The organism is Spirillospora sp. CA-294931, assembly GCF_050946795.1.
GTDB lineage: Bacteria > Actinomycetota > Actinomycetes > Streptosporangiales > Streptosporangiaceae > Spirillospora.
In genome coordinates this window covers 5604973-5630838 of sequence record NZ_CP192006.1, presented here as the reverse complement: position 1 = coordinate 5630838, position 25866 = coordinate 5604973, and the positions used below count along the sequence as shown (strand labels likewise).

General features: G+C 71.0%; 26 protein-coding genes. 11 read left to right on the top strand and 15 right to left on the bottom strand.

The window, feature by feature from the left end:
* Positions 1–4: 4 nt before the first annotated feature.
* Positions 5–643 carry a DUF4126 domain-containing protein gene (locus ACQPY4_RS25505; protein WP_433324796.1) on the bottom strand — a complete coding sequence of 213 codons (639 nt, stop codon included), beginning with the start codon at positions 641–643 and terminating at the stop codon, positions 5–7.
* 148 nt (positions 644–791) lie between these two features.
* Here ACQPY4_RS25505 and ACQPY4_RS25500 point away from each other — a divergent pair, with 148 nt between their 5' ends.
* The gene (locus ACQPY4_RS25500; protein ID WP_433324794.1) at positions 792–1823 is read left to right on the top strand and encodes an SGNH/GDSL hydrolase family protein; all 1032 of its coding nucleotides are present in this window, start codon (positions 792–794) and stop codon (positions 1821–1823) included.
* Here the strand turns inward: ACQPY4_RS25500 and ACQPY4_RS25495 are convergent.
* The 14 genes from ACQPY4_RS25495 to pip (ACQPY4_RS25430) all read right to left on the bottom strand — a co-directional run bounded on the left by ACQPY4_RS25495 (position 1807) and on the right by pip (ACQPY4_RS25430) (position 15327).
* A complete protein-coding gene (locus tag ACQPY4_RS25495; RefSeq protein WP_433324792.1) occupies positions 1807–2943 on the bottom strand; it encodes an NAD(P)H-dependent flavin oxidoreductase in 1137 nt (378 codons plus the stop codon). The two genes, ACQPY4_RS25500 and ACQPY4_RS25495, sit on opposite strands and share 17 nt — an antisense overlap.
* A gap of 33 nt (positions 2944–2976) precedes the next feature.
* Positions 2977–3933, bottom strand: coding sequence for a prolyl aminopeptidase (pip, locus tag ACQPY4_RS25490; RefSeq protein WP_433324790.1), 957 nt, complete (start codon positions 3931–3933; stop codon positions 2977–2979).
* Positions 3934–3946: 13 nt separating this feature from the next.
* On the bottom strand, positions 3947–4441 hold the full coding sequence (locus ACQPY4_RS25485; RefSeq protein ID WP_433324788.1) for a Zn-ribbon domain-containing OB-fold protein: 495 nt from the start codon (positions 4439–4441) through the stop codon (positions 3947–3949).
* 2 nt (positions 4442–4443) lie between these two features.
* On the bottom strand, positions 4444–5610 hold the full coding sequence (locus tag ACQPY4_RS25480; RefSeq protein ID WP_433324786.1) for a thiolase family protein: 1167 nt from the start codon (positions 5608–5610) through the stop codon (positions 4444–4446).
* A gap of 63 nt (positions 5611–5673) precedes the next feature.
* Positions 5674–7167, bottom strand: a complete 1494-nt coding sequence (locus tag ACQPY4_RS25475; RefSeq protein WP_433324784.1) for an alkaline phosphatase family protein — start codon at positions 7165–7167, stop codon at positions 5674–5676.
* Between the two features lie 242 nt (positions 7168–7409).
* Positions 7410–8174 carry an ectoine/hydroxyectoine ABC transporter ATP-binding protein EhuA gene (ehuA, locus tag ACQPY4_RS25470; RefSeq protein WP_433339018.1) on the bottom strand — a complete coding sequence of 255 codons (765 nt, stop codon included), beginning with the start codon at positions 8172–8174 and terminating at the stop codon, positions 7410–7412.
* A 58-nt stretch (positions 8175–8232) separates the two neighbouring features.
* Positions 8233–8907 (bottom strand): ectoine/hydroxyectoine ABC transporter permease subunit EhuD, encoded by a 675-nt coding sequence (ehuD, locus tag ACQPY4_RS25465; RefSeq protein ID WP_433324782.1) that lies wholly within the window; start codon positions 8905–8907, stop codon positions 8233–8235.
* Entirely contained in the window at positions 8904–9626 is a 723-nt protein-coding gene (gene ehuC, locus ACQPY4_RS25460; protein WP_433324780.1) for an ectoine/hydroxyectoine ABC transporter permease subunit EhuC, read from the bottom strand. The genes ehuD and ehuC overlap by 4 nt, the downstream gene beginning before the upstream one ends.
* Before the next feature lie 9 nt (positions 9627–9635).
* Entirely contained in the window at positions 9636–10538 is a 903-nt protein-coding gene (ehuB, locus tag ACQPY4_RS25455) for an ectoine/hydroxyectoine ABC transporter substrate-binding protein EhuB (RefSeq protein WP_433324778.1), read from the bottom strand.
* 108 nt (positions 10539–10646) lie between these two features.
* Positions 10647–11558, bottom strand: a complete 912-nt coding sequence (gene thpD / locus ACQPY4_RS25450) for an ectoine hydroxylase (protein ID WP_433324776.1) — start codon at positions 11556–11558, stop codon at positions 10647–10649.
* Positions 11555–11950: an ectoine synthase gene (locus ACQPY4_RS25445; RefSeq protein WP_433324774.1), complete on the bottom strand. Its 396-nt coding sequence runs from the start codon at positions 11948–11950 to the stop codon at positions 11555–11557. Before ACQPY4_RS25445 ends, thpD begins: the two co-directional genes overlap by 4 nt.
* Positions 11951–11985: 35 nt before the next feature.
* Complete coding sequence (ectB, locus tag ACQPY4_RS25440; protein WP_433324772.1) at positions 11986–13248, bottom strand: diaminobutyrate--2-oxoglutarate transaminase; 1263 nt, start codon at positions 13246–13248, stop codon at positions 11986–11988.
* A 101-nt stretch (positions 13249–13349) separates the two neighbouring features.
* A complete protein-coding gene (gene ectA, locus ACQPY4_RS25435; RefSeq protein ID WP_433324770.1) occupies positions 13350–13763 on the bottom strand; it encodes a diaminobutyrate acetyltransferase in 414 nt (137 codons plus the stop codon).
* Positions 13764–14358: 595 nt separating this feature from the next.
* The gene (pip, locus tag ACQPY4_RS25430) at positions 14359–15327 is read right to left on the bottom strand and encodes a prolyl aminopeptidase (RefSeq protein WP_433324768.1); all 969 of its coding nucleotides are present in this window, start codon (positions 15325–15327) and stop codon (positions 14359–14361) included.
* A gap of 356 nt (positions 15328–15683) precedes the next feature.
* On the opposite strand from pip (ACQPY4_RS25430), the gene ACQPY4_RS25425 reads away from it, so the two are divergent.
* From ACQPY4_RS25425 to ACQPY4_RS25380, 10 genes are all read left to right on the top strand, one after another.
* On the top strand, positions 15684–17195 hold the full coding sequence (locus ACQPY4_RS25425) for a hypothetical protein (protein WP_433324766.1): 1512 nt from the start codon (positions 15684–15686) through the stop codon (positions 17193–17195).
* Positions 17196–17619: 424 nt separating this feature from the next.
* Complete coding sequence (locus ACQPY4_RS25420) at positions 17620–19284, top strand: CTP synthase (RefSeq protein WP_433324764.1); 1665 nt, start codon at positions 17620–17622, stop codon at positions 19282–19284.
* Positions 19281–19913, top strand: a complete 633-nt coding sequence (locus ACQPY4_RS25415) for an NUDIX domain-containing protein (protein ID WP_433324762.1) — start codon at positions 19281–19283, stop codon at positions 19911–19913. Before ACQPY4_RS25420 ends, ACQPY4_RS25415 begins: the two co-directional genes overlap by 4 nt.
* 160 nt (positions 19914–20073) lie before the next feature.
* Positions 20074–20994, top strand: a complete 921-nt coding sequence (xerD, locus tag ACQPY4_RS25410) for a site-specific tyrosine recombinase XerD (RefSeq protein WP_433339016.1) — start codon at positions 20074–20076, stop codon at positions 20992–20994.
* A 94-nt stretch (positions 20995–21088) separates the two neighbouring features.
* Positions 21089–22033, top strand: a complete 945-nt coding sequence (locus ACQPY4_RS25405) for a ParA family protein (RefSeq protein WP_433324760.1) — start codon at positions 21089–21091, stop codon at positions 22031–22033.
* Positions 22034–22056: 23 nt separating this feature from the next.
* On the top strand, positions 22057–22908 hold the full coding sequence (locus ACQPY4_RS25400; protein ID WP_433324758.1) for a segregation and condensation protein A: 852 nt from the start codon (positions 22057–22059) through the stop codon (positions 22906–22908).
* On the top strand, positions 22901–23491 hold the full coding sequence (gene scpB / locus ACQPY4_RS25395) for an SMC-Scp complex subunit ScpB (RefSeq protein WP_433324756.1): 591 nt from the start codon (positions 22901–22903) through the stop codon (positions 23489–23491). The genes ACQPY4_RS25400 and scpB overlap by 8 nt, the downstream gene beginning before the upstream one ends.
* Entirely contained in the window at positions 23488–24219 is a 732-nt protein-coding gene (locus tag ACQPY4_RS25390; RefSeq protein WP_433324754.1) for a pseudouridine synthase, read from the top strand. The genes scpB and ACQPY4_RS25390 overlap by 4 nt, the downstream gene beginning before the upstream one ends.
* Before the next feature lie 13 nt (positions 24220–24232).
* A complete protein-coding gene (gene aroH / locus ACQPY4_RS25385; protein WP_433324752.1) occupies positions 24233–24595 on the top strand; it encodes a chorismate mutase in 363 nt (120 codons plus the stop codon).
* Between the two features lie 63 nt (positions 24596–24658).
* Positions 24659–25750: a prephenate dehydrogenase gene (locus tag ACQPY4_RS25380; protein WP_433324750.1), complete on the top strand. Its 1092-nt coding sequence runs from the start codon at positions 24659–24661 to the stop codon at positions 25748–25750.
* Positions 25751–25866 lie beyond the last annotated feature (116 nt).

The window sequence follows — 25866 nt, the reverse complement described above, 5'->3', positions numbered from 1 at the left end:
TCGGTCATCCTTCGGGACGGTGGTGTGAACCCTTCGTCCATGCAGACCACCGGGCCGGTGGAAAGGAATCGGTGGCGCGGCGGCGCCGGATACGTCGCAGCAGGCGCAGGCCGCCGAAGGCCAGGGCGATCAGGGCGATCAGCGCCAGGACGGGTGCGAGGACGGCGAGCAGGCTCATGCCGAGCGAGACGGTGTCCTCGACGGTGCTGGCGACGGGGGCGCCGGTGCCGAGGGTCCCGGCGTTGACGACGGGGCGCACCGACATCTTGGTGAGGTGGACGACCAGGGCGACCGCGATGCCGAGCGTCCAGCCGATCCAGGCGTTGTCCTGCATGAACGCCGAGGAGTCGGCCCGGTCGGCGGCGTCGGTGGCGGCGAAGACGGCGCCTCCCGCGGCCGGGCGGACGAGGGTCTGGACGGCGTCGTTGACGCTGTCGACGACCGGGACCTTGTCCAGGACGACCTCGACGGCCAGCAGGACGCCGAGGACGGCGAGCACCCACCCGTTGGTCAGCCAGCCGAATTCCGACGGCAGCCGGACGACGTCGGTGTAACGGTCCAGCAGCCCGACCAGCAGCATCGGGATGTAGGCGTTCAGGCCCGCCGCGGCGGACAGGCCGAGGCCGGTCAGGACAGCCAGCATGGAGTCGCGCCCCCGAAGTATCGTTGGTCCCCTTGGGTTGAGGATTCCCCGCCGGGAGCCCCTCACCCCAATTGATCTACAACGTAAAGCCGGGAACCCGGGCGGCCCCGCGAACGTCTCCTACTGGCGGGACGAGGAAGGGATGGCGATGTCGCTCAGAGACCGCCTCGGCGACCGGGGGCTCGCGGTCGCTCTGCTCTGCGGCCTTCTGGTGCTCATGATCACACCGCTGGTGGCGCTTCCCGCCGCCCGGTGCGAGGTCTTCGGAAGCGGCTGCCGCAAGCCGCTGACCGCCGCCGCGGCCGAGCAGGTGCGCGGCCAGGGACGCCGCTTGGGCGCGCTGGAGGCGGCCACGCGCGGCACCTATGTGGCCCTGGGCGACTCCTACTCGTCGGGCCTGGGCGCCGAGGCGGCCGTCGCCGACCAGAACCCCCTCAACCGGTGCCAGCGGACGTCCAAGGCGTATTACCACGCGGTCTCAAAGGCCTTCCCCTTCGCCAGGGGCAGCGGGTTCTACGCGTGCTCGGGCGCCACCACGCGCGACGTGCTGAACGGGATGAAGGGCGAGCCGTCCCAGCTCGGCCGCGTCGACGCCAATACCAGCTTGGTGACCATCAGCCTGGGCGGCAACGACGTCGGGTTCAGCCGGGTGCTGGCGGGGTGCGTCGTCCGGCTCCCGTGGAGCAAGAGCTGCACGTCGCAGGGCGGCGACATCGCCACCCGGATGGCGACGCTGCGGCAGACCCTCCCCGACGTGCTCGCCAGGATCAACACCAGGGCGCCGAACGCCCGGGTGATCGTGATGGGCTACCCGCGCGCGTTCTCCGAGGTGACAGGGGCCGACAACGACAACATCAGCATCGACGACCAGCGGTGGCTCAACGCGCGGGCCCGCGACCTCAACGAGCTGATCAGGCAGACGGTGGCCGAGTCCGACCGGCGGCTGGCGGCGGCCCGCAGGCCGGGCACCGTCGAGTTCGCCGACGCCTACAGCGCGTTCGCCGGGCATGAGGTCGGCAAGCCCGACCCCTACATGAACGGGCTGGGGGTCAGCCTGTCGTCGCTGACCGCGCTGCCGCGCAGCTTCCACCCGACAGTCAAGGGGCACGAGGCGATGGCGCGGCTGTGCGTCGAGCAGGTCAGGAAGGGCCCGGGACGCGAGCTCAACCAGTTCCGGTGATGCTCTCCAGCCGCTCGACGGCCTCGGCGAACTCCTCGACCATGTCGTAGACGACCTGCCGGGCGGGCTTGACGGTGTTCATCAGGCCGACGCACTGGCCCACGAAGTAGTTGGCCAGCTCGCGCGCGCCCTCGTTGCCCGACTCGGCGACCTTGGTGATCTGCCGCATGGCGCCCTCCGCGACGATCATCTGGAGCGGCATCCCGAGCGCGCCGGGGCTGCCCGGGCCCTCCCACTCGTCGGTCCAGGCCGACCGGAGCTGCCGCGCGGGCTTGCCGGTGCGCGAGCGCGAGCGGACGGTGTCGCGGGAGGTGGCGGCGAGCATCTTGGCCTTGACCGAGGGAGAGGTCTCGGCCTCCTCGGTGGTGAGCCAGACCGAGCCGCACCACACGCCGGACGCGCCGAGCGCCATCGCGGCGGCCATCTGGCGTCCGGTGGCGATGCCCCCGGCGGCCAGGACGGGGATCGGGGCGACGGTGTCGACGACCTCGGGCACCAGGACCATCGTGGAGATCTCGCCGGTGTGGCCGCCGGCCTCGCCGCCCTGGGCGACGATGAGGTCGACGCCCGCGGCGACCTGGCGGCGGGCGTGCTCGGCGGTGCCGACCAGCGCGGCCACGGGGACGCCCGCCCGCTTGGCCTTGTCGACCATGAGCGGCGGCGGTGTGCCCAGGGCGCTGGCGATGAGCTTGATCGGGTGGGCCAGCGAGACGTCGATGAGATCGGTGGCGCCCTGGGCGGTGACCTGCGTCCCGCTCTCGGCGTTGGCCTTGCGGGCCTTCTCGAAGTCGGGCAGCGGGACGCCGTACTTCTCGAAGAGGCCGAACAGGAACGTCCAGTGCTCCTGCGGGACGGCCGCGAGCATGGCCTCCAGTCCGCCCCCGTCGCTCGCGGCCTTGTCGATCTTGGACGGGACGAGCACGTCCACGCCGTAGGGCCGCCCGCCGACCCGGTCGTCGATCCAGCGCAGTTCCTCTTCGAGCCGGTCGGGCGTGTAGGCGACGGCACCGAGCACGCCGAGGCCCCCGGCGTTGGTGACGGCGGCGACGACGTCGCGGCAGTGGCTGAACGCGAAGAGCGGGAACTCGATGCCGAACCGCTCGCACACCTCGGTGTTCATGACCGAACCCTATTCAGCCGAATGCCGTTCGGTCTAGGGTCGGTACCGGTCGGTGGCCTCGATGAGGCGGTGGAGGGTGCCCGGCTCGTCGAAGGCGTGCCCGGCGTCCGGGACGATGTGCAGCTCGGAGGCGGGCCACGCCCGGTGCAGAGCCCAGGCGCCGTCGGGCGGCGTCAGCAGGTCGTACCGGCCGTTGACGATCACGCCGGGGATGTCGCGGATCTGGTCCGCGTCGCGGAGCAACTGCCCGCTGTCCAGGAAGCAGCCATTGCGGAGGTAGCGGTTCTCCAGCCGCGCATGGGCGACGGCGTAGCGGTCGGTGTCCTTGCTTTCGGGGCGGGGGAGCAGCGCGCCCAAGGTGCTCCCCCAGCGGTTCCAGTCGTGGGCGGCCGGGACGTGAACGGCCGGGTCGGGGTCGGTGAGCCGCCGCGTGTAGGCGGCCAGGTAGTCGCCGCGCTCGTCCTCGGGGATGGGGGCGCGGAACCGCTCCCAGGCGTCGGGGTGGAGCCGTGACGCCCCGCCCTCGGCGTAGCACCAGGGGTCGCCGACGTCGAGCGCGAGGAAGACGCCCCGCAGCACGAGCTCGGTGACACGGTCGGGGTGGGCCTGGGAGTAGGCCAGCGCCAGCGTGCTTCCCCACGAACCGCCGAACACCAGCCACCGGTCGATGCCCAGGTGTTCGCGGAGCGCCTCGATGTCGGCCACCAGATTCGCGGTGGTGTTGGCGGCCAGGTCGATCTCGGCGTTCCCGGCGTGCGGGCGGCTCCGGCCGCAGTTGCGCTGGTCGAACAGCACGATCCGGTACGCCTCCGGGTCGAACAGCCGCCGGTGGGCGGCCGAGGCGCCGCCTCCGGGCCCGCCGTGCAGGAAGACCGCGGGCTTCCCGGCGGGGTTCCCGCAGACCTCCCAGTAGATCTCGTCGCCGTCGCCGACCGGGAGGAGCCCGGAATCGCTCGGCTCGATGGCTGGATAGAGTCCCCGTTGTCCCATGCGTCCCAGTCTGTCAGGGGCGGAACAGGACGTACGACTCGCCTTCCTCGGGGTGGACGAACGTCGCGCGCAGCGGCAGTCCCTCGCGCAGGTCAACCGCGTCCACCTCGACGAGGCGGGTGTGCAGCCAGGGCCCCTCGCTCAGCTCGACCAGGGCCAGGAGGGCGGGCGGCGGGGGCGTGCCGTCCGCGCCGGGACGGCCGTGCAGGACCGTCCAGGTGACCAGGGTCGCGCGGCCGTCGGCCTCGGCCCAGGCCAGGTCCTCCGACCCGCAGGACGGGCACGCGGTCGCGTCGGGGCCGAACCAGCGGCCGTGCTCATGGGCTCGCCTCCGCTCGCCGGCGAGCGGCCGTTCTTCGCGACGGCTTCCCTCGTCGCTACGCTCCTCAGTCCAGCCGCCGCGCGGCCGCTCGCACGGTTCGCAGCGTTTGATCATGAGGCGGTCGGCGGCGGTGCCGTCGAAGAACGGGTCGGTGCGGCCGTCGCGGCGCAGGATGCCGAGGTCCACGCTCAGGTCTCCTTCTGGTGGGGGCTGACGATGAGAGTGGAATGGTGGTCGAGGATCCCGCCGTTGCCGCTGACCAGGATGACGTCGTTGCGCGCGGCCTGCCGCTCGCCGCCGTCGCCCCGGGCCTGGATGACCGCCTCCGACAGCGGGGTCATGCCCCACATGTAGTAGCCCGACAGCTGGCCGCCGCCGGTGTTGGTGGGCAGGGCGCCACCGGGGCCCAGGGCGCCGGACGCGGCGAACGGGCCGCCCTCGCCCTTGGCGCAGAAGCCGTAGTCCTCCAGCGACACCAGGACGGTGTAGGTGTAGCAGTCATAGAGCTGGCAGACGTCCACGTCCCCCGGGGTGATCCCCGCCATCTTCATCGCGACGGGCCCGGAGGTGGACGCGCCGGTCGTCAGCCCGAACTCGCTGCCGCGTTCCTTGCGGTGCCCGGGGTGGCCCTGGCCCCAGCCCCACAGGTGCACCGGGGGTCTGGCCAGGTCGCGGGCCCGGTCGGCGCCGGTGACGATCACGGCGATGGCGCCGTTGGAGACGATGCAGCAGTCCAGCAGGTGCAGCGGCTCGGCGACCCAGCGCGAGTTCTGGTGGTCGGCCAGGGTGATCGGCTCGCGCATCTGGGCCAGCGGGTTGCGGACGGCCCATTCGCGGGTCGCGACGGCGATCGCGCCGAGCTGCTCGCTGGTGGTGCCGTGGCGGGCCATGTGGCGCTGCGCGGCCAGCGCGTAGAAGGCGTTGACGCTGCGCAGCCCGAGCGCGGCGGTCATGCCGCCGAACCCGTACCACTCGCGGGCGTCGCGGTGGTAGGCCGAGCCCGCGGACTGCTCGGGCTTGAGCGGGGCGTCGGCGAAGACGCACGCGACGGTGGAGGCGGCGCCGCTGAGGATCGACATGGCGGCGTAGGAGACCATCGCCCCGGCGGTCGCGCCGAAGGAGTTCATCTGGCTGAGCAGCCGCAGGTCGCGCAGGCCGAGCGTCTCGGCGACCTCGATCCCGGGGGAGCCGCTCAGGCCGTGGCTGACCAGCAGGCCGTCCAGGTCGGAGAGGCCCAGGCCCGCGTCGGCGGCCGCGAGCCGCACGGCGTCGGCCGCGAGCCTGCGCGGGCTGCGCCCGTACACCCTGCCGAGCTCGGTCATGCCGAGCCCGCTGATCGCCGTGCCGTCGCTCATCCCCGCACCATACCGAATCCGGTTCGGGCCGCCCGGGGGCGGGGCGGCCCGAACCGGCCCGGATCAGGACACCGACGGGGCGTCCACTGCCCAGTACCAGTTGTTGCCCGCGTTGGACAGGCGCCACTTGACGGTCATCTGCCGCGCGCCGGACGGGACCGTCACGGCCAGGTTCTCGACCTTGGCCTTGACGTGCGCGTTGTAGGCGAGCACGCGGGTGTCGGCGCCGCCGTCGAACGACACGAACACCTCGGCCTTCTGGTTCCCCTCCTGGAGGTAGTGCGAGGAGAAGCCCAGTCGCACGCCGCTCTTGCCCGCGACGTCGTAGGGCGCCGAGACCAGCGTGGAGTTGAACGTCCCACTGAAGGACTTGTCGGCCCACTCGTCGGCGTCGGCGACGGCGAAGACGCCCCGGGCGCGCACGTTGTTCTCGCGGTCCTGGCCGCGGTCGGTGGAGGTCCAGAACTCGTCGTTGGTGAAGCTCCAGCCGCGCCACTCGGTGACGCCGCCGGTGCCGAGCCCGGTGGTGTCGATCCGCCAGCCGGACGGCGCCGCGTGCGTCCAGCCGAGCGTGGACGCGGGGATGCCGGTCTCGTCCACCCGGGCCTTCAGGCTCCCGGAGAGCGCGTCGAACGGGTCGCTCGGGGTGCGGGTGACGGGGACGCCGTCATAGGCGGCCGGGCGGGCGACGCCCAGGTAGTCCAGGACGGTGGCGGCGACGTCGACGTTGCGCGCCTTGACGGCGGGGGCGGAGTGCGGGATTCCGGGCCCGGCCGCCACCACGAACGACTGCCGCTCCTGCCACGAGGAACCGCCGTGCCCGCCGCCGTCGGTGTGCCCGTGGTCGGTGGTGACCACGAAGGCCCACTCCTCCTCGGCGTAGGTCGGGCGGCTCTTGGCGGCCGCGATGACCTGGCCGATCTGCCGGTCCGCGGTCTCGATCGCCTCGCGGTAGGCCGCGCTGGCCCCGCCGCTGTCGTGCCCGGCGATGTCGGGGTTGCCGAAGTACACGAACGAGGCGTGCGGCCCGTTGTTCTTCAGGTGCGCGGACGCGTCGGCGGCGACCTTGGGGTCGTCCACGGTGTAGCCGTCGGCGTCGCCGTCCAGGACGAACTTGCGGTCGATCCCACCGGTGATGATCCGGTCGCCGATGGGCTTCCAGTCCAGGGCGGCGTAGGTCGAGAACGCCGCGGAGCTCTGCTCCACGCGGGTCAGGAAGTCGGGGTGGCTCTTGAGGTCGTTGCCGCTGAAGGAGTTGTCCTTGACCTTGTGCTTGTCGGGCCAGACACCGGTCAGGCCGGTCGCCCAGCCGGGCCCGCTGGAGGTCTGCGCCAGCGGCGAGGAGTACAGCCACGTCTGGGACGCGTAGCCCTGCGCGATCAGGGACTTGATCGCGGGGGCGTCGACCTGCTGGAGGACGTCCCAGCGGACGCCGTCCAGCCCGAACACCACGACGTGGCGCTTGCCGGGCGCGGCGGCCTGCGCGGGCGGGAGGGGGATCAGGGTCGCGGCCGCGAGGGCGGCGGCGCCGAGCGTGAGGGGGAGCCGACGGAACATGGGGGTGCTCCTTGCGACGAGCTTCTGCGATGCCGGACGGGTGTCCGCCGAGAATTCAAGGAGCCCGTCGCGCCCTCGCCCAGCCCCGATCGCGCGATGGCGGCCATAGGCGTCGGCTATGCCGCCAGGTCGGGTGCCCGCCGGACCCGGGAGGCCGGACCGCGTTCACCAGACCTTCAGCAGAAGACGAGTCGCCCGCGTCCCCGGGGCAACGGGGACGCGGGCGAGCGTGGTGCGGCCGGTCAGGCCGACAGGACGGCCTGGAGGAAGTCGCGGGTGCGCTGCTCGGACGGCTCTCCGAAGATCTGGTCCGGCGGTCCCTCCTCCACGATCTGGCCCTGGTCGAACATCAGGACGCGGTTGGAGATGTCCCGGGCGAAGTGCATCTCGTGCGTCACGCACAGGATCGTCAGATCGCTGTTGCGCGCGATCTCGATCAGCAGGCTCTGCACGCCGGCGACCAGCTCGGGGTCCAGCGCCGAGGTGACCTCGTCCAGCAGCAGGATCTCGGGCTCCATGGCCAGCGCCCGGGCGATCGCCACCCGCTGCTGCTGGCCGCCCGACAGGCGGCTGGGGTGCTGGTCGGCCTTGTCGGCCAGGCCGACCATCTCCAGCAGCTCCATGCCCCGCTTCTCGGCCTCCGCGCGGGGCTTGCCCAGGGCCCGCACCGGCGCCTCGGTGATGTTGCGCAGCACGTTCATGTTGGGGAACAGGTTGAACTGCTGGAAAACCATGCCGATCTTCTTGCGGACCTGGCGCAGATGCTTCTCGTCGGCGGGGACGAGCTTGTCGCCGCCGCGCCGCATGTGGCTCAGGTAGTCGCCGTTGACCTGGATCGTGCCGCTGGTGACCTTCTCCAGCGTCATCAGCAGCCGCAGGATCGTCGTCTTGCCCGACCCGCTCGGACCGATCAGCGTCACGCGCTCGCGCGGCTTGACGTGGAAGTCGAGCTCGTTCAGCACCGTGTTGGCGCCGAACCGCTTGACGACCTTGTCGAACTTGATCATCCACTCGGTCTCGGCCGGGTCGGGCTCGGTCGGGGAGATCTTCTCTGGGGTTGGCTTGTCACTGGGCAAGGCGGCGCTCCAGACGGCGGACGAGGATGGACGACGGGATCGCGATGATCAGGAAGAACAGCCCGGCGATGGTCAGCGGCTCGACCACCTTGAAGTTGGTGCTTCCCATGTTCTGGGCCAGCCCCACGACGTCCACCACGGTGATGAGCGTGAGCTGGGGCGACTCCTTGAAGATCGCGATCAGGTAGTTGCCGAGCGGCGGCAGCACCCGCCGGATGGCCTGGGGCAGGATCACGTCGGTCCACGTCCGCACCCGCGGCAGGTTCAGCGCGATCGACGCCTCCCACTGCCCGGGGGGCACGCCGTCGATCCCGGCACGGTAGACCTCGGCCGTGTAGCAGGCGTAGTGGACGCCCAGGCCGATGATCCCGGCCGTGAGCGCGCTCAGCGTGATCTGGGTGCCGAGCACGTCGCGGGAGAACGTGGGGAGCGCGTAGTAGAGCAGGAACAGCTGCGCCACCAGCGGGGTGCTCCGGATGACCTCGATGAACGTGCGGGTCGGCAGCCTGACCCACCGGCTGTCCACACGGAGCAGCAGCGCCAGCACCAGGCCGAGCACGAACGCCAGGACGGCGCCTCCCGCCGTGGCCTGGAGCGTGACCTTCAGCCCGGTGGTGAGCAGGTCGGGCGCCACCTCGCGGGCGTAGTTCCAGTCGAAGTTCACGCCGCACCTCCCGCGTCCGCGGTGACCGGGGGAGCGGTGGGCCGCCGGAACAGCGGCGGGACCTCACGCCCGACGACCCGGGCCGCGCGGCGCTCCAGCAGCCGCATCAGCAGGGTGATCAGCAGCGCGAACACCAGGTAGATCGTCATGACCGCCAGCATCGTGGTCAGCTTGTCGGCGCCGGAGTTCATCACGTCGTCGGCCTGGTAGATCAGGTCGCCCAGCGAGATCGCGGTGACCAGCGCGGTCGACTTCAGCAGTTCGATGAGCATGTTGTTCATCGGCGGCAGCATCCCGACCAGCGCCTGCGGGAAGAGCACGTAGCGCAGCCTCTGGTACGGAGTGAAGTTCAGCGCCACGGCCGCCTCCCGCTGCGGGACGGGGACGGCCTGCAGCGCGCCGCGCACGATCTCCGATCCGTACGCGCCCATGCTCAGCCCGATGACCACGATCCCGGCGGTCAGCGCGCTGTCGAACTTGTAGCCGAACATCTTCGGCAGCACCAGGAACACGAAGATCAGCTGGACGATGACCGACGTGCCGCGGACGAACTCCATGTAGGCCCGGACGACCGCGCGCACCCAGCGCCGCGGCGAGGTCGCCGCCAGCCCGGTGGCGAAGGCCAGGACCAGGGCGATGACGGTGCCGCCCAGCGTGAGCTGCACCGTGACCCAGGCTCCGTCGCGCAGCGCCGGAGCGATGTCACTCAGGGTGTCCATGGGCGTTGATCAGCCCTTGCACAGCTGCGCTGCGGTCTGCTTCTTGGCCTCGTCCACCTCGAGGGCGGTGAAGCCGAACGGCTGCATGATCTGCAGCAGTTTCCCGCTGTCCTGGAGTTTCTTCAGCTCGGCGTTGAACTTGTCGACCAGCGCCTGGTCGTTCTTGCGGAAGCCGTAGCCGCCCGAGCCGGTCTGCGGCTTGCCCTTGACGACCGGGTTGAACGCCTCGGTGACCTCGACGGGCTTGTCGGCGAACTGCGTCTTCTTGTAGTAGTTCAGCGTGATCGTGGTGAGCGCGATGGCGTCCACCCGGCCGTCGATGAGGCCCTGGTAGGCCGCGTCGGCCTTGGGGAACACCTGGATCTTGTCCTTCTTGACCCCGGCGTCCTTGGCGTAGCCCTCCTCGACGGCGCCGCCGAGCACCGCGACCTTGGCCCCGGTCTTGGCCAGGTCCTCGAAGCGCTTGATGCCCTTGGGGTTGCCCTGCTTGACCGCGAACGCGTTCTTGGCCGCGTAGTCGGGGTTGGAGAACAGGATCTGCCCGCACCGCTCCGGCGTGATGAACATGCCGGCGGCGATCACGTCGTACTGCTGGCTGTTGAGCCCGGTGATCAGGTCGCCGAACGCCTTGACGCCCACCGGCTCGATCTTGTCGACGCCGAGCGCCTTGAAGATCGTGCGCGCGACCTCGGGGGCCTCGCCGGTGAACTTGCTGCCTTCGGTGAAGCTGTAGGGCGCCTCCTTGGCGAACCCGACCTTGACCGTGCCGGCCTTCTTCAGGCGGTCCAGCGTTCCCTCTCCACCCTCCTCGGCCTTGCTGCACGCGCCGAGCAGCACCGGACCACCGACGATGGCGGCCCCTGCGAGCCCGGACCTCTTGAGCAGATCGCGCCGGGTCCACTGCTGTGTCATGGGGGAGCTCCTTGACTTTTCCGATTGATCCGAATGGGGCGCCCGGCCCTCGGTGGGAAGGCCGGACGCCCCAATTGTTTCCGCTGGTCCGCTATACTGAAAGGTTTTTCAGCGGATCGAGACCGGAGTGAAATCGCGCGCGCCAATGAAGCTCGGCCGCGGGTTGGGGGCGGAGAACGGCTCTACGCAGGCGTTCTCCACGCTATTGAAGACGATGAAGACGTTGGACCGAGGGAACGGCGTGATGTTCCCGTTGGACCCGTGCATGCAGTTGCAGTCGAACATGGTCGCCGAGCCCGCCGGCCCGGTGAACAGTTCGATGCCGTGCTTGTCGGCCAGGATCGACAGGCTCGCCGGGTCAGGCGTGCCGATCTCCTGGCTTTTCAGCGACGCCTTGTAGTGGTCGGCGGGCGTCTCGCCGACGCACGACACGAACGTCTTGTGCGACCCCGGCATGATCATGAGGCCGCCGTTATGAACGTAGTTCTCGGTCAGCGCGATCGAGATGCTCACCGCCCTCATGCGGGGCATCCCGTCCTCGGCGTGCCAGGTCTCGAAGTCGGAGTGCCAGTAGAAGTCCTTGCCGGTGAAGCCTGGTTTGTAATTGACCCGGCTCTGGTGGACGTAAACGTCCGAGCCGAGAATCTGCCGGGCCCGGCCGACCACGCGGGGGTCGTGGACGATCTCGGCGAAGACCTCGCTGATCTTGTGGACCTCGAAGATCGAGCGGACCTCTTCGGAGCCGCGCTCGGTCACGGTGCGCTCGTCGGCCAGGACGCGCGGGTCGGCGGCGAGCCGGTCCAGCTCGGCGCTGTAGCGCTCGACCTCGTCCGGGCGCAGCAGCTCCCGGACGGCCAGGAAGCCGTTGGCGTCGAAGGACTCCAGGGTCTCGGCGTCGATCGGACCGTCGTCCGGCTTGCCGTACACGACCGGGTCCTGCCGGTAGAGCAGCGCGGCCTCGGACGCCTTACGGGTGGGATAGCAGTCGGTGGTGGTCGGATTGCACTCGATGATGCTCATGCGTCCTCCTCGGTGAGCAGCGGGTAGACACCGTTCTCGTCATGGACCTCCCGACCCGTGCAGGGCGGGTTGAAGACGCACACGGTCCGGACGTCCGTGTGGGCGTGCAGGGTGTGGTGCTCGTGCTCGTTCAGCAGGTACATCACGCCGGGCTCGATGCGGTGCTTCTCACCGGTCTCGTCGTTGACGAGCTCTCCCTGCCCTTCGATGCAGTAGACGGCCTCGATGTGGTTGGCGTACCACATGCGGGTCTCGCTGCCCGCGTACAGGACGGTGTCGTGCAGGGAGAATCCGACCTTCTCCTTGGCGAGCACCAGGCGCCTGCTGCGCCAGGTCTCGGCCCGCACGTCGCGTTCGGTGCCGATGATCTCGTTCAGGGAACGGACGATCACGGTGGTCTTTTCCTTTCGTCGAATCCGGCGTTTCGTCAGGCGATGACGGCGGTGCGGACGGCGCGCACCGAGTCGGCGATGATCTCCAGGCCCTGGTCGAGCTCGCGCTCGGTGGTGGTCAGCGGCGGCAGCAGCTTGACGACCTCGCCTTCGGGACCCGAGGTCTCCATCAGCAGGCCGCGCTCGAAGGCGGCGGTGCAGACCCTGGGCGCCATCTCCGCGTCGCGCATGACCAGACCCCAGGCCATGCCCCGGCCGCGCACGCCGTCGATGTCGGCGGCGTTCTCCAGCGTGATCTGCTCCAGCGCCCGCTGGATCTGCTCGCCCTTGGTGCGGGTCTGCTTCTCCATGCCCGCGTCGCTCCAGTAGTCCTCCAGCGCGCCCGTGGCGGTCACGAACGCCGGGTTGAACCCGCGGAAGGTGCCGTTGTGCTCGCCGGGCTCCCACACGTCCAGGTCGCGCCGCATGAGCGTGATCGCGAACGGCAGGCCGTAGCCGCTGAGCGACTTGGACAGGCAGACGATGTCCGGGGTGATCCCGGCTTCCTCGAAGCTGAAGAACGCGCCGGTGCGGCCGCAGCCCATCTGCACGTCGTCGACGATGAGGAGGATGTCGTGGCGCCGGCACAGGTCGGCCAGGCCGCGCAGCCAGTCGGACGTCGCCACGTTGATGCCGCCCTCGCCCTGGACGGTCTCGACGATGACGGCGGCGGGCTTGTCCAGGCCGCTGCCGCTGTCGTCCAGCATGGTGTCCAGCAGCAGGAAGTCGGGCGTGCGGCCGTCGAGGTAGTTGTCATAGGGCATCGCGACGCCGTGGCCCAGCGGCACCCCGGCGCCGGTGCGCTTCATCGAGTTGCCCGTGACGGCCAGCGCGCCCAGCGTCATGCCGTGGAAGGCGTTGGTGAAGCTGACGACGGTCTCGCGGCCGGTGGCCTTGCGGGCCAGCTTCAGCGCCGCCTCGACCGCGTGGTTGCCCGCGGGGCCGGGGAACTGCACCTTGTAGTCGAGACCGCGCGGCTCCAGCACGACCTCGTTGAACCGCTCCAGGAACGTGCGTTTTGCGGCGGTGTACATGTCGAGGCCGTGCACCACCGAGTCGCTCGCGAGATAGTCCATCAGCCGGCGTTTCAGCTCGGGATTGTTGTGCCCGTAGTTGAGCGTTCCCGCGCCGGCGAAGAAATCGAGGTAGGTCTTGCCGTTCTCATCGGTCATCTGGCTGCCGCGGGCCGTGGTGAACACCGTGGGCCAGCCTCGGCAGTAGCCGCGGACTTCGGACTCGAGATGGGCGAAAACTTCCATGTGCTGCCTCCGGCAGTGGGGTGGGAGCCGATCGAGAGGAGAGGGACCGTTCGGTGCGGGGCGGGCCCGATAAGGGACCGCGGCGGGGGCGCACCCCGAGGTCAGGTGCGGGCGAGCGGGCCGATGCGGAAGAGCACCTCGGGCTCGTGCCCGTCGGGGAGGTGCTCGGCGCCGAACAGGGGCGCGCGGGTGAGGTCGCATCCGTGGTCGCGGGCGAAAGACTCGAACATCCGGGTGGAGGCGGTGTTGCCGGGTGTGACGGTCGCCTCCACATGGCGGCAGCCCCGGGCGGACGCCCTGGCGGCCAGCTCGTCGAGCATCCCGCGGGCCAGCCCCCTGCCGCGGAACCTCTGGTCCACGGCGACCTGCCAGACGAAAAGGGTGTCGGGGCTCCCGGGGCGCACATAGCCGGAGATGAAGCCGCAAGGGGAGCCGTCGGCGCGCGCGACGATCGAGCTCTCCGCGAAGTCACGGCACCAGAGCACGTAGCTGTAGGGCGAGTTGACATCGAGCACCTGCGAGTCCCGGGCGAGCCGCCACAACTCGGGTCCGTCCGCTAGGGAAGGTTCCTCGAGCCGTACGTCCGGGTTGCGCCCGGGTCGCTGTTGGGGTGGGGATTGCAGGGGTTGCGTTGCCATGTGAAGCCAATTTAGCCAACGCCCCGATGTGATCGTTATCGATTGTTACATGCGAGATGTTTGGCCGTTCCGATCGCGGGTAGGGCTGTTCGACTACCAAAACTGGAATGTTTTTTCGTCGGCGGCTCAGACGTTCGGTGCGCCGGCTTCGCCGATAAGCAGGGGCGATTCAGAGAAGCGCAGGTCGTCCACTCGGTGGCCCGTCACTCGAGCACTCTCGGTGATTTTTGCGCACTCTTACGCGCTACTTATGTCTCATTTGTGTGACGTGAATCACATAACTGTGACGACAACGGGATACCTATCGCCCGCGTCATGCGACCCGAACCCAGGCCCCCGTGACCGGTGCTGCCTGGGGGATTCCAGGAAGGGAAGCGAAAGGGCGGACGGGCGGGCCTCCCGTGCCCGTCCGCCCGCCCTGTGACGGGAGCGCTCCATTCACCCGCCCGCCCGGCGGCGGCGCGGGCTGGGGTCAGGTCTTGGCCGCGAAGCGGTCGGTCGCCTCGATCAGGCGGTGCAGGATCCCCGGCTCGTGGAAGGCGTGGCCCGCGTCGTCCACCATGTGGAACTCCGCCTCGGGCCACGCGCGGTGCAGGTCCCAGGCCGTCGCCGGCGGGGTGCACATGTCGTAGCGGCCCTGGATGATCACGGCCGGGATGTGCCGGATCTTGTCCACGTCGCGCAGCAGCTGCTCCTCCTCGAAGAAGCCGTTGTGCAGGAAGTAGTGGTTCTCGATGCGCGCGAACGCCACGGCGTGGTTCTCCTCGCCGAACTCCTCCACGGTCTCGGGATCGGGCAGCAGCGTGATGGCCGCGGCCTCCCACTGGGACCAGGCCCGGCCCGCCGCGACCCGCACCTCACGGTCGGGGGAGTTGAGCCGCTCGCTGTAGGCGGCGATGAGGTCGTCCTGCTCGTCCTCGGGAATCGGCGCCAGGTACTGCTCCCACAGATCGGGATAAACCAGCGAGGCCCCCTCCTGGTAGAACCAGTACAGCTCGAACGGCCGCAGGGTGAAGATGCCGCGCAGCACCAGCTCGGTCACCCGGTCGGGATGCGTCTGCGCGTACGCCAGCGACAGGGCACTGCCCCACGAGCCGCCGTAGACCATCCACCGGTCGATGTCCAGATGCTCGCGCAGCAGCTCCATGTCGGCGACCAGGTTCCAGGTCGTGTTGTTCTCCAGCGACACCGCCGGGTCCGAGGCGTGCGGCGTGCTGCGGCCGCAGTTGCGCTGGTCGAACAGGACGATCCGGTACGCCTCGGGATCGAACTGGCGGCGATGGTCGTCGTTGCAGCCGGCGCCCGGGCCGCCGTGCACCATCACCACCGGCTTGCCCACGGGATTGCCGCAGACCTCCCAGTGGATCGCGTCGCCGTCGCCGACGTCCAGCAGGCCCGAGTCGTACGGTTCGATCGGTGGATACAAGGTCCGAAGCTCCATGAGCTGTGATTCTCGCATCAGCGCGCGACCGGACGCGCGACCGCGTATCGTCCCGCTCGGAACCCGTTTGGGGAGGTCGGAGCACCCGAATAGATCATGAGGATCGAGAAACCAAACCCCAAACTGGGCAAACGCTGCGCTGATCGGCACTAGAGTGCCTTTCGTGAGCGATGCGACGAGCCATCAGGCCTCGGAGCGACCCCGAACGTGTACAGCAGTGCCGCAGCGGCGGTTCCGAGCCTGTTGGCGAGGAGACAAGTGACCGAAGTGACGAGCCGCCAGGCCAGGAACGGGAGCGGCAGGACGAGCGGAGCGGCCGCGCCGGAACGGCGCCGGGCCGCGGAGCGAGGTGCCGCATGAGTGAGCTGAACGGATCGGGTGGGGCGCGCCGCGTCCCCGACTCCGCGTCGCCCTGGCCCGCACCGGCGCCCAGGCCCGCCGAGACACCGCGCACCGAACCCGACCGCCCCGAGGCCCAGCCCTGGGACATCGTCGAGCGCCTGCGCCAGATGGCCGACCTCATCGGCGACGCCCTCGCCGCGGGCGAACGCAAGGTCACCGAGGCCCAGAGCGACGCCGCCTCGCAGGTCACCGCGCTCCAGTCGGAGAAGGAGGCCGCGCAGCGCGACGCGGCGGCGGCGTGGGGTGAGGTGCAGCGTGCGCGGGGTCAGGCCGAGCAGGCCGACCGCCGCGCGATCGAGGGCGAGCGCCGTCTCCAGGAGGCCCAGAACGAGGCCGCCGGGCAGATCTCCGCGCTCCAGTCGGAGAAGGAGGCCGCGCAGCGCGACGCGGCGGCGGCGTGGGGTGAGGTGCAGCGTGCGCGTGGTCAGGCCGAGCAGGCCGACCGCCGCGCCATCGAGGCCGAGCGCCGCCTGGCCGACACCGAGCGGCAGGCCGCCGAGCTCCAGGCCGAGGCGGGCAAGCAGATCTCCGCCGCCCAGTCCGAGAAGGAGACCGCGCAGCGCGACGCGGCCGCCGCCTGGAACCAGGCCCAGCAGACCCGCGCCCAGGCCGACCAGGCACGCGGGCAGGCCGAGCAGGCCCGCACCCAGATGGAACAGGCCAGGGCCCAGACCGACCAGGCGCGCGGCCAGGCCGAGGCCGCCAAGGCAGCCCTCGAGCAGGCCGAACGCCGCGTCGCCGAGACCGAGGCCACGGTCCGGCAGGCCATCACCCAGCGCGACGCCATGAGCGAGGCCCGCGACGACGCCCTGCGCGCCGTCGAGGACGCCGTGGGCGCCCGCCGCTCCGCCGAGGCCGAGCGCGACCGCGTGGCCGAGCAGGCCGGTGAGCTGTCCCGCGCGCTCGAACAGGCCCACGCCGAGCTGTCGGCGCTGCGCGCCAAGGTCACCGACGCCGAGATGTCGGCCCAGAACCTCCAGCACAAGGCCGCCTCGGCCGCCAAGGACGCCGACGACGCCCGCCGCCGCGCCGACAAGGCCGAGAAGGAGCGCGACCAGGCCCTCGACACCGCCGCGCAGTCGCTGGACGCCCGCAAGAAGGCCGAACGCGACCGCGACGCCGCCGAACGGGGCCGCGAGGCCGCCGTCCAGGCCCAGGCCCGCGCCGAATCCGAGCTCACCCTGGCCCGCGGCCGCGCCGACCAGGCCGGACGCGAACGCGACCAGGCCGTCACCGGCACCCGCCAGGTGGCCGCCGAACGCGACGCCGTCGCCGAGAAGCTCGCCGAACGCGACCAGTGGGTCGACCAGCTGGCCCAGGCGGTCACCGAGCAGCGCGCCGCGATCGCCGAACTCTCCCAGGAACGCGACGCCGCCAAGCAGGCCGCCGAACAGGCCCGCTCGCTGATCGACGAACTCACCCGCCAACTCCGCACGATCATGCCAACAGGGGCGCCGCGTCTATAGGGGGTCCCAACCCCCTAACCCCCAGGCCGGGGTGCGGCGCCATCCTCGCTCGCTGCGCTCGCTGCGGGTGGCCCCGCACCCCGGGTGAGGGGCTCCCGCCCCCCACGCCCCCCGACTGGGGGCTTCGCCCCCAGGCCCCCTTGGGGCTTCCGCCCCTTGCCCCCTCGGGGCTCGGCTTCGCCCCTTGCCCGACTGGGGGTTTCGCTCCTCGGTCCCCTTGGGGTTCGCGCCTTGTTCGCTGGGGGTTGGGGTTTGCGTGGAAGGGTGGTGGGGGGCGCTTTGGGGGCTCGGATTGGTCCTTGTGCGGGGGGCGACACGCGTGAAAGGGCACGTGCCGGACCCGTGCTCTTGCCGTTCCTGTTAATCTGGTGGCCCGTGGACAGTGCGGTACCGTCCGCCTCGCTACGACCACGGGAGTGTCTTCTTGCCTTCGGCAGCCACTGGTAGATCACGGCCTACCAAGCATCTCTTCGTCACCGGCGGTGTCGCCTCCAGCCTCGGCAAGGGACTGACGGCGTCCAGCCTCGGGCGGCTTCTGACCCTGCGCGGCCTTCGGGTCACGATGCAGAAGCTCGATCCGTACCTCAACGTCGACCCCGGAACGATGAACCCGTTCCAGCACGGGGAAGTCTTCGTGACCGATGACGGGGCGGAGACCGACCTCGACATCGGGCACTACGAGCGGTTCCTCGATACGCAGTTGCATGGGTCGGCCAACGTGACTACGGGGCAGGTCTACTCCAATGTGATCGCCAAGGAGCGGCGCGGGGAGTACCTGGGGGACACCGTTCAGGTGATTCCGCACATCACCAACGAGATCAAGGACCGGATCCGCGGCATGGCCGCCGACACCGAGGTCGACGTCGTCATCACCGAGGTCGGCGGGACGGTCGGCGACATCGAGTCGCTTCCGTTCCTTGAGTCGGTGCGGCAGATCCGGCACGAGATCGGCCGCGAGAACTGCTTCTTCCTGCACGTCTCGCTGCTGCCCTACATCGGGCCGTCCGGCGAGCTGAAGACCAAGCCGACCCAGCATTCGGTGGCGGCGCTGCGCTCCATCGGCATCCAGCCCGACGCGATCGTGTGCCGGTCCGACCGGCCGATCACCGACGGGCTCAAGCAGAAGATCAGCCTGATGTGCGACGTCGACCGGGAGGCCGTGGTGTCGGCCTGCGACGCGGCCAGCATCTACGACATCCCCAAGGTTCTGCATTCTGAGGGGCTCGACGCCTATGTCGTGCGGCGGCTGGGTCTGCCGTTCCGTGATGTCGACTGGGGGGCGTGGGACGAGCTGCTCCGGCGGGTCCACCGTCCCGCGCATGAGGTGACGATCGCGCTGGTCGGCAAGTACATCGACCTGCCCGACGCCTACCTGTCGGTGACCGAGGCGCTGCGGCACGGCGGGTTCGGCAACGACGCCAAGGTCAACATCCGGTGGGTCAAGAGCGACGACTGCGAGACGCCCGAGGGCGCCCGCCGCGAGCTCGACGGCGTCGACGGGGTCCTGATTCCCGGTGGATTCGGGGTCCGGGGCATCGAGGGCAAGCTCGGCGCGATCCGGTACGCGCGTGAGAACCGGGTCCCGACGCTGGGCATCTGCCTGGGCCTCCAGTGCATGGTCATCGAGACCGCGCGTTCGCTGGCCGGGCTCGCCGACGCCGGCAGCACCGAGTTCGACCCCGCCACCGCCCACCCGGTGGTCGCCACCATGGCCGACCAGGTCGACGTGGTCGCCGGGGAGCGCGACATGGGCGGGACGATGCGGCTGGGCCTGTACCCCGCCGACCTGGCCGAGGGCTCGGTCGTCCGCGAGCTGTACGGGGAGGCCAAGGCCTCCGAGCGGCACCGTCACCGCTTCGAGGTCAACAACGCCTACCGCGACAGTCTCGAGAAGGCCGGGTTGCGGTTCTCGGGGCTGTCGCCCGACGGGCGGCTGGTCGAGTACGTCGAGCTCCCTCGTGATGTCCACCCGTTCTTCGTGGGTACCCAGGCGCATCCGGAGTTCCGGTCTCGGCCGACCCGCTCGCATCCGCTGTTCCGCGGGCTGGTGGCGGCCGCGCTCGACTACGCCGCCGTGCCCGCCTCGTGAACGCCGACCAGGTCAGGGACCGCCGCGAGCGCTGGGAGGTCGTCGGGAGCGGACGGCCCTTCCAGGGGCATGTCTTCTCGGTGCGCCGCGACGAGGTGCGCATGCCCGACGGTTCGGGCGGCAGCGAGATCGTGCAGCGTGACGTCATCGAGCACCCGGGTTCGGTCGGTGTGCTGGCCCTGGACGGCGCTGGGCGGGTGCTGTTGCTGCGCCAGTACCGGCACCCTTCGGGCTTTCTGCTGTGGGAGGCGCCCGCCGGGCTGCGCGACGTCGAGGGCGAGCCCCTGCACGAGCTGGCCGCCCGCGAGCTGCTGGAGGAGGCCGGTCAGCGCGCCGCGCGGTGGGACACCCTCATCGACGTGCTGCCGTCCTCGGGCATGTCGGACGAGCGCGTCCGGATCTTCCTGGCCCGCGACCTGACCGAGGTACCGGCCGACCAGATCGACTTCGAGCGGGTGCACGAGGAGGCCGAGATGCCGGTCGTGTGGGTCCCGCTGGACGACGCGGTCGCCAAGGTGCTGGCGGGGGAGATCCACAACATGATCGCCGTCACCGGCATCCTGGCGGCGTACGCGGCCCGCTCCTCGGGGTTCTCCGGGCTGCGGCCCGTGGACGCGCCCGAGGATTGATCGCGCGACATGGCCGGGGCGGCGGCGCCCGGGTGGCCGCAACCGGCATGATGGGCACGTCCGCCAGTACTTCCGCCCCGGATTTGGGGGTATCGCACTGTCACCGCGCACGACGGGCCGGAGCGCCGCGCCGTCCCCCGGCCACGCGGCCGAGTCGCCTCTGGAGTCGGCCGTCGGCACCTACCTGGGGCATCTGGCCGTCGAACGGGGTCTGGCCGCCAACACGCTCAGCTCGTACCGGCGTGACCTGCGCCGCTACGTCGCGGTGCTGCACGCCCGGGGACGCCGCTCGATCGCCGACGTCGCCGAGGACGACGTGCGCGCGTTCCTGATGGGGCTGCGCGAGGGCGACCCCGACCATCCGCCGCTGGCGGCGGGCTCGGCGGCGCGCGCGGTCGTCGCGGTCCGCGGCCTGCACCGCTTCGCGCTGCGCGAGGGCCTGGCCGGCGACGACCCGTCGCGCGACGTCCGCCCGCCCACGCCGCCGCGCCGGCTGCCCAAGGCCATCTCGATCGAGGAGGTCGAGCGGCTGCTGGGCGCCGCCTCGGCCGCGGCGGGCGACGACACCGCGCGCGGACTGCGCGACAAGGCGCTTCTGGAGCTGCTGTACGGGTCGGGCGCGCGGATCTCCGAGGCCGTCGGGCTCGACGTCGACGACCTCGACCTGGCCGACGGGTTCGCCCGCGTCGCGGGCAAGGGCGGCAAGGCGCGGGTGATCCCGATCGGCGGGTACGCCCGCCGCGCCGTCGACGACTACCTCGTCCGGGCGCGTCCCGAGCTGGCCAGGGCGGGACGGGGCGGCCCCGCGCTGTTCCTCAACGCCCGGGGCGGGCGGCTGTCGCGGCAGGGCGCCTGGATGGTGCTGCGGGCCGCGGCCGAGCGGGCGGGGCTGTCGGACGTCTCCCCGCACACCCTGCGGCACTCGTTCGCCACGCACCTGCTGGACGGGGGAGCCGACGTCCGGGTCGTCCAGGAATTGCTCGGACACGCCTCGGTGACGACCACTCAGGTCTACACTCTGGTGACGGTCCAGCTGCTGCGCGAGGTCTACGCGACGTCCCATCCGCGAGCGCGAGGCTGACCTGACGGACGGGGACCGTCCGATGACAAATCGCGGGCGTTCGGCGCGCGTCGGCTTGAGACGTGCGCTGACACGCCCTAGAGTCCCCGTTCGGATGGCATATTCGGGCCGCCCGGGGAGGGATCTGGTGTCCAGCACTAAGGCGGGGAAGGGAGACCTCTCCTCCGCCACGATAGAGACCGATCCGAGGCGCTCCCTCGGTCCCACGCAACGACCCATTCCGACCTTCCCCGAACCCGAGCCCCCCGCCGAGCACGGGCCGGCGCGCATCGTGTCGATCTGCAACCAGAAGGGCGGGGTCGGCAAGACGACCACGACCATCAACCTGGGCGCGGCGCTGGCCGAGTACGGCCGCAAGGTGCTGCTGGTCGACTTCGACCCCCAGGGCGCCCTCTCGGTCGGCCTGGGCAAGGGCGACCCCCGCCAGCTCGACGTGACGATCCACAACCTCCTCCTCGAACGCGACACCGAGTGGGAGGACATCGTCATCGAGACCGGTGTCGACGGCATGGAGCTGCTGCCCAGCAACATCGACCTGTCGGGCGCCGAGGTTCAGCTCGTCCACGAGGTCGGCCGCGAGTACATCCTGTCGGGGTGCCTGAAGTCGGCCGTCGACCACTACGACTACATCCTGATCGACTGCCAGCCGTCGCTGGGCCTGCTGACGATCAACGCCCTGGCGGCCAGCGCGGGCGTGCTGATCCCGCTGGAGTGCGAGTACTTCGCCATGCGCGGGGTCGCGCTGCTGATGGAGACCATCGAGAAGGTCCAGGGCCGCATCAACCCGAGCCTGGTCATCGACGGCGTCCTCGGCACCATGTACGACTCGCGCACCCTGCACACCCGCGAAGTCCTGGGCCGCATCGTCGAGGCGTTCGGCGACCAGGTCTTCCACACCGTCATCAACCGGACGGTCCGGTTCCCCGACGCCACCGTCGCGGGCGAGCCGATCACCTACTTCGACCCCAACTCGATGGGCGCCAACGCCTACCGGGGCCTGGCCCGCGAGGTGCTCGACCGGTGGCGCCGGCTCGGGTGAAACCGCCCGATACTCTGAGTGACGTGGATGCCACGTCCTCCCCGGAACCGAGCGCCGACGAGAGCGGCGGCGGCTTCCGCGTCTCCCTCGACAACTTCGAGGGCCCCTTCGACCTGCTGCTCGGGCTGATCTCCAAGCACAAGCTCGACATCACCGAGGTCTCGCTCCACAAGGTCACCGACGACTTCATCGCCCACATCCGCTCCTTCGGCAAGGAGTGGGACCTCGACCAGGCCAGCCACTTCCTGCTGGTCGCGGCCACGCTGCTCGACCTGAAGGCCGCGCGGCTGCTGCCGTCCGGCGAGGTCGACGACGAGGAGGACCTGGCGCTGCTGGAGGCCCGCGACCTGCTGTTCGCGCGGCTTCTGCAGTACCGCGCCTACAAGGAGGTCGCGGCGGTCTTCGCCGGGCGCATCGCCGACCAGGGACGGCGGTTCCCGCGCCTGGTCCCGATGGAGCCGCGCTTCGCGGGCCTGCTGCCCGAGGTGCTGCTGGGCCTGGGCCCCGACCAGTTCGCCAGGCTCGCCGCCAAGGCGCTGACGCCCAAGGAGCCGCCCGGCGTCTCCGTCGAGCACATCTACCAGCCCAAGGCCAGCGTCAAGGAGCAGGCCGCGCTGGTGGTGGAGATGCTGCGGCGCCTGCGCGAGACGACGTTCCGCGAGCTGACCGACGACGCCGAGGGCACCTTCGAGATCGTCGCCCGCTTCCTGGCGCTGCTGGAGCTGTACCGCGAGCAGGCGGTCGCGTTCGAGCAGGCCGAGCCGCTCGGCGAGCTGCACATCACCTGGACCGGCACCGACGAGGGCGACGTCCGGGTGGGCGACGACTACGAGGGCGCACCCCTGCCGCAGAAGGACACCACGACCGATGACTGACGACGAGTTCCCGGACGCGCCCGGCGCCGACCTCACCGCGCTGCCGGGCCTGCGCGCCTCCATCGAGGCGATCCTGCTGGTGGTGGACGAGCCGGTGACCGAGCTGACGCTCGCCCAGCTGCTCGAACGCCCCCGCCGCGAGGTCGCCGCCACCCTGCGCGAACTCGCCGGGGAATACACCGACCAGGGCCGCGGGTTCGACCTCAGGGAGGTCGCGGGCGGCTGGAGGTTCTACACTCGAGACATCTGCGCCCCGGTGGTGGAACGCTTCGTCACCGACGGCCAGCAGGCGCGGCTGACCCAGGCCGCCCTGGAGACCCTGGCCGTGGTGGCCTACCGCCAGCCGGTGAGCCGCGCGCGGGTGTCGGCGATCCGCGGCGTCAACAGCGACGGGGTGATGCGCACCCTGACGCTGCGGGGCCTGATCGAGGACGTGGGCCAGGATCCCGAGTCCCAGGCGCACCTGTATCGCACCACCGGGTACTTCCTGGAGCGGCTGGGCCTGCGCGGTCTCGACGAGCTCCCCGAGCTCGCCCCCTACCTGCCCGACGACCTGCCTGACGAGATAATCGAGGACGCGTGAACGAGAAAGAAGGCGTGCGCCTGCAGAAGGTGCTGGCCGAGGCCGGCATCGGCAGCCGCCGGCACTGCGAGGAGCTCATCGGCGAAGGCCGCGTCGTCGTCAACGGCAAGAAGGTGTTCAGGTTCGGCGAGCGCGTCGACCCCCAGAACGACACCATCCACGTCGACGGCAAGCGGGTCGAGACCCGCTCCGAGATGCGCTACTACATTATCAACAAGCCGCGCGGCGTGGTGAGCACCATGAACGACGAGCGGGGCCGCAAGTCGCTGGCGGCGTTCGTCGACGTGCGCGAGCGGCTGTTCCACGTCGGGCGCCTCGACACCGACACCGAGGGCCTGCTGCTGCTCACCAACGACGGCGAGCTCGCGCACCGCCTCACCCACCCCAGCTACGGCGTCGAGAAGACCTACCTCGCCGAGATCCACGGGCCCATCCCGCGCGACCTGGGCAAGCGGCTGCGCGCCGGGGTCACGCTGGAGGACGGCCCGGCCAAGGCCGACAAGTTCCGCATCTTCGACCAGGCCGGGCGGCGGGTGCTGGTCGAGATCACCCTGCACGAGGGGCGCAAGCACATCGTCCGGCGGCTGCTGAAGGAGGTCGGGTTCCCCGTCCAGCAGCTGGCGCGGGTGCAGTTCGGGCCACTGCGGCTCGGCCAGCTCCACCCGGGCGGCATGCGGGCGCTGAACGTCAGGGAGATCGGCGAGCTCTACAAGGCCGTCGGCCTTTAGGAAAGGGAGAAACGTGGCGGTACGCGCGATCCGCGGGGCGACCCAGGTGGACGCCGACGACCGGGACCAGATCCTCGCGGCGACCACCGAGCTGGTCACCGAGGTGATGTCCCGCAACGGGCTGTCCACCGACGACGTGATCAGCGTGATCTTCACGGCGACCCCCGACCTGACGGCCGAGTTCCCGGCGCTGGCCGCGCGCAAGCTCGGCTTCCACGAGGTGCCGCTGCTGTGCGCGTCGGAGATCGCCGTCCCGCACGCCCTGCCGCGCGTGATCAGGCTGATGGCGCACATCGAGACCGGGCGCCCGCGCGAGGAGATGCAGCACGTGTACCTGCGCGGCGCCACGGCCCTGCGCGTCGACATCGCCCAGTAGGCACCGCCCCGCTCTGATCGTCCCGGGGCTCCGGGCGGGCGGCGGTGTCGGTAGTCTGGGCCGGTGGCTTCAGACGCGCTTCCCCGCAGGATCGTGGTGGTCGGTACCGGCCTGATCGGCACCTCGATCGCCCTGGCGATGCGCGAACGGGGCGCGGAGGTCTATCTCACCGACCGCGACGCCTCCTCGCTGCGGATGGCGGTCGAGCTGGACGCCGGGCGCCCCTTGCCGGACGACGGCTTCGACGGCCCGGCCGAGCTGGCCGTGCTGGCGGTGCCGCCCGCCGCCGTGGCCGTCACGCTGCTGGACGCCCAGAAGCGCGGGCTCGCCGAGGTCTACACCGACGTCGCCAGCGTGAAGGCACTGCCGCTCGACCAGGCCGCCGAGCTGGGATGCGACCTCACCACGTTCGTGGCGGGCCACCCGCTGGCCGGCAGCGAGCGCTCCGGCCCCGCGGCGGCGCGCGCCGATCTGTTCCTGGGCCGTCCCTGGGCCGTCTGCCCCGCGGGCACGTCCTCGCCCGAGGCCGTCGCGCGGGTCGAGGCGCTGGTGCGGGCGTGCGGCGCCGAGCCGGTGACGGTCGAGGCCGCCGCGCACGACCGGGCCGTGGCGCTGGTCTCGCACGGGCCGCACGTGGTGGCCTCCTCGGTCGCCGCGCGGCTCACCGGCGCCGACGACGTGGCGCTCGGCCTGGCCGGGCAGGGCGTCCGCGACGTCACCCGCATCGCCGCCGGCGACCCCGCGCTCTGGATCGGCATCCTGACCGCCAACGCCGAGCCGGTCGCCGACGTGCTGGAGGCCGTCGCCACCGACCTGGCCGTCGCGGCCTCGCTGCTGCGCGACGGCAGCGAGGAGGCCGCGACCCACGTGGCCGACCTGCTGCTGCGCGGCAAGGCCGGGCGGACGCGCATCCCCGGCAAGCACGGCGGGCGCCAGTCCGCCTACGCCACCGTGCCGGTGGTCATCCCCGACCGTCCCGGCGAGCTGGCGATGATCTTCCAGGCGGCGGGGATCGCCGGGGTCAACATCGAGGACGTGACGATCGAGCACTCGCCCGGCCGCCCGCTGGGCGTCCTGGAGATCGCCGTCGCGCCCGAGGCGGCCGAGAAGCTGGCCGCCGAACTGCGGGCCAGGGGCTGGTCCGTCCCGGGCTGAGCGGGTCCGGCGGAACGGTACCCTGACCCGTTGGGACTCGTTCGGGGGAACATCTGTCGACCGCCCGCGCGGGCGCCGTCCCGGCGCGCGCGGGAGTGCTCACACGTGAAGGGAAA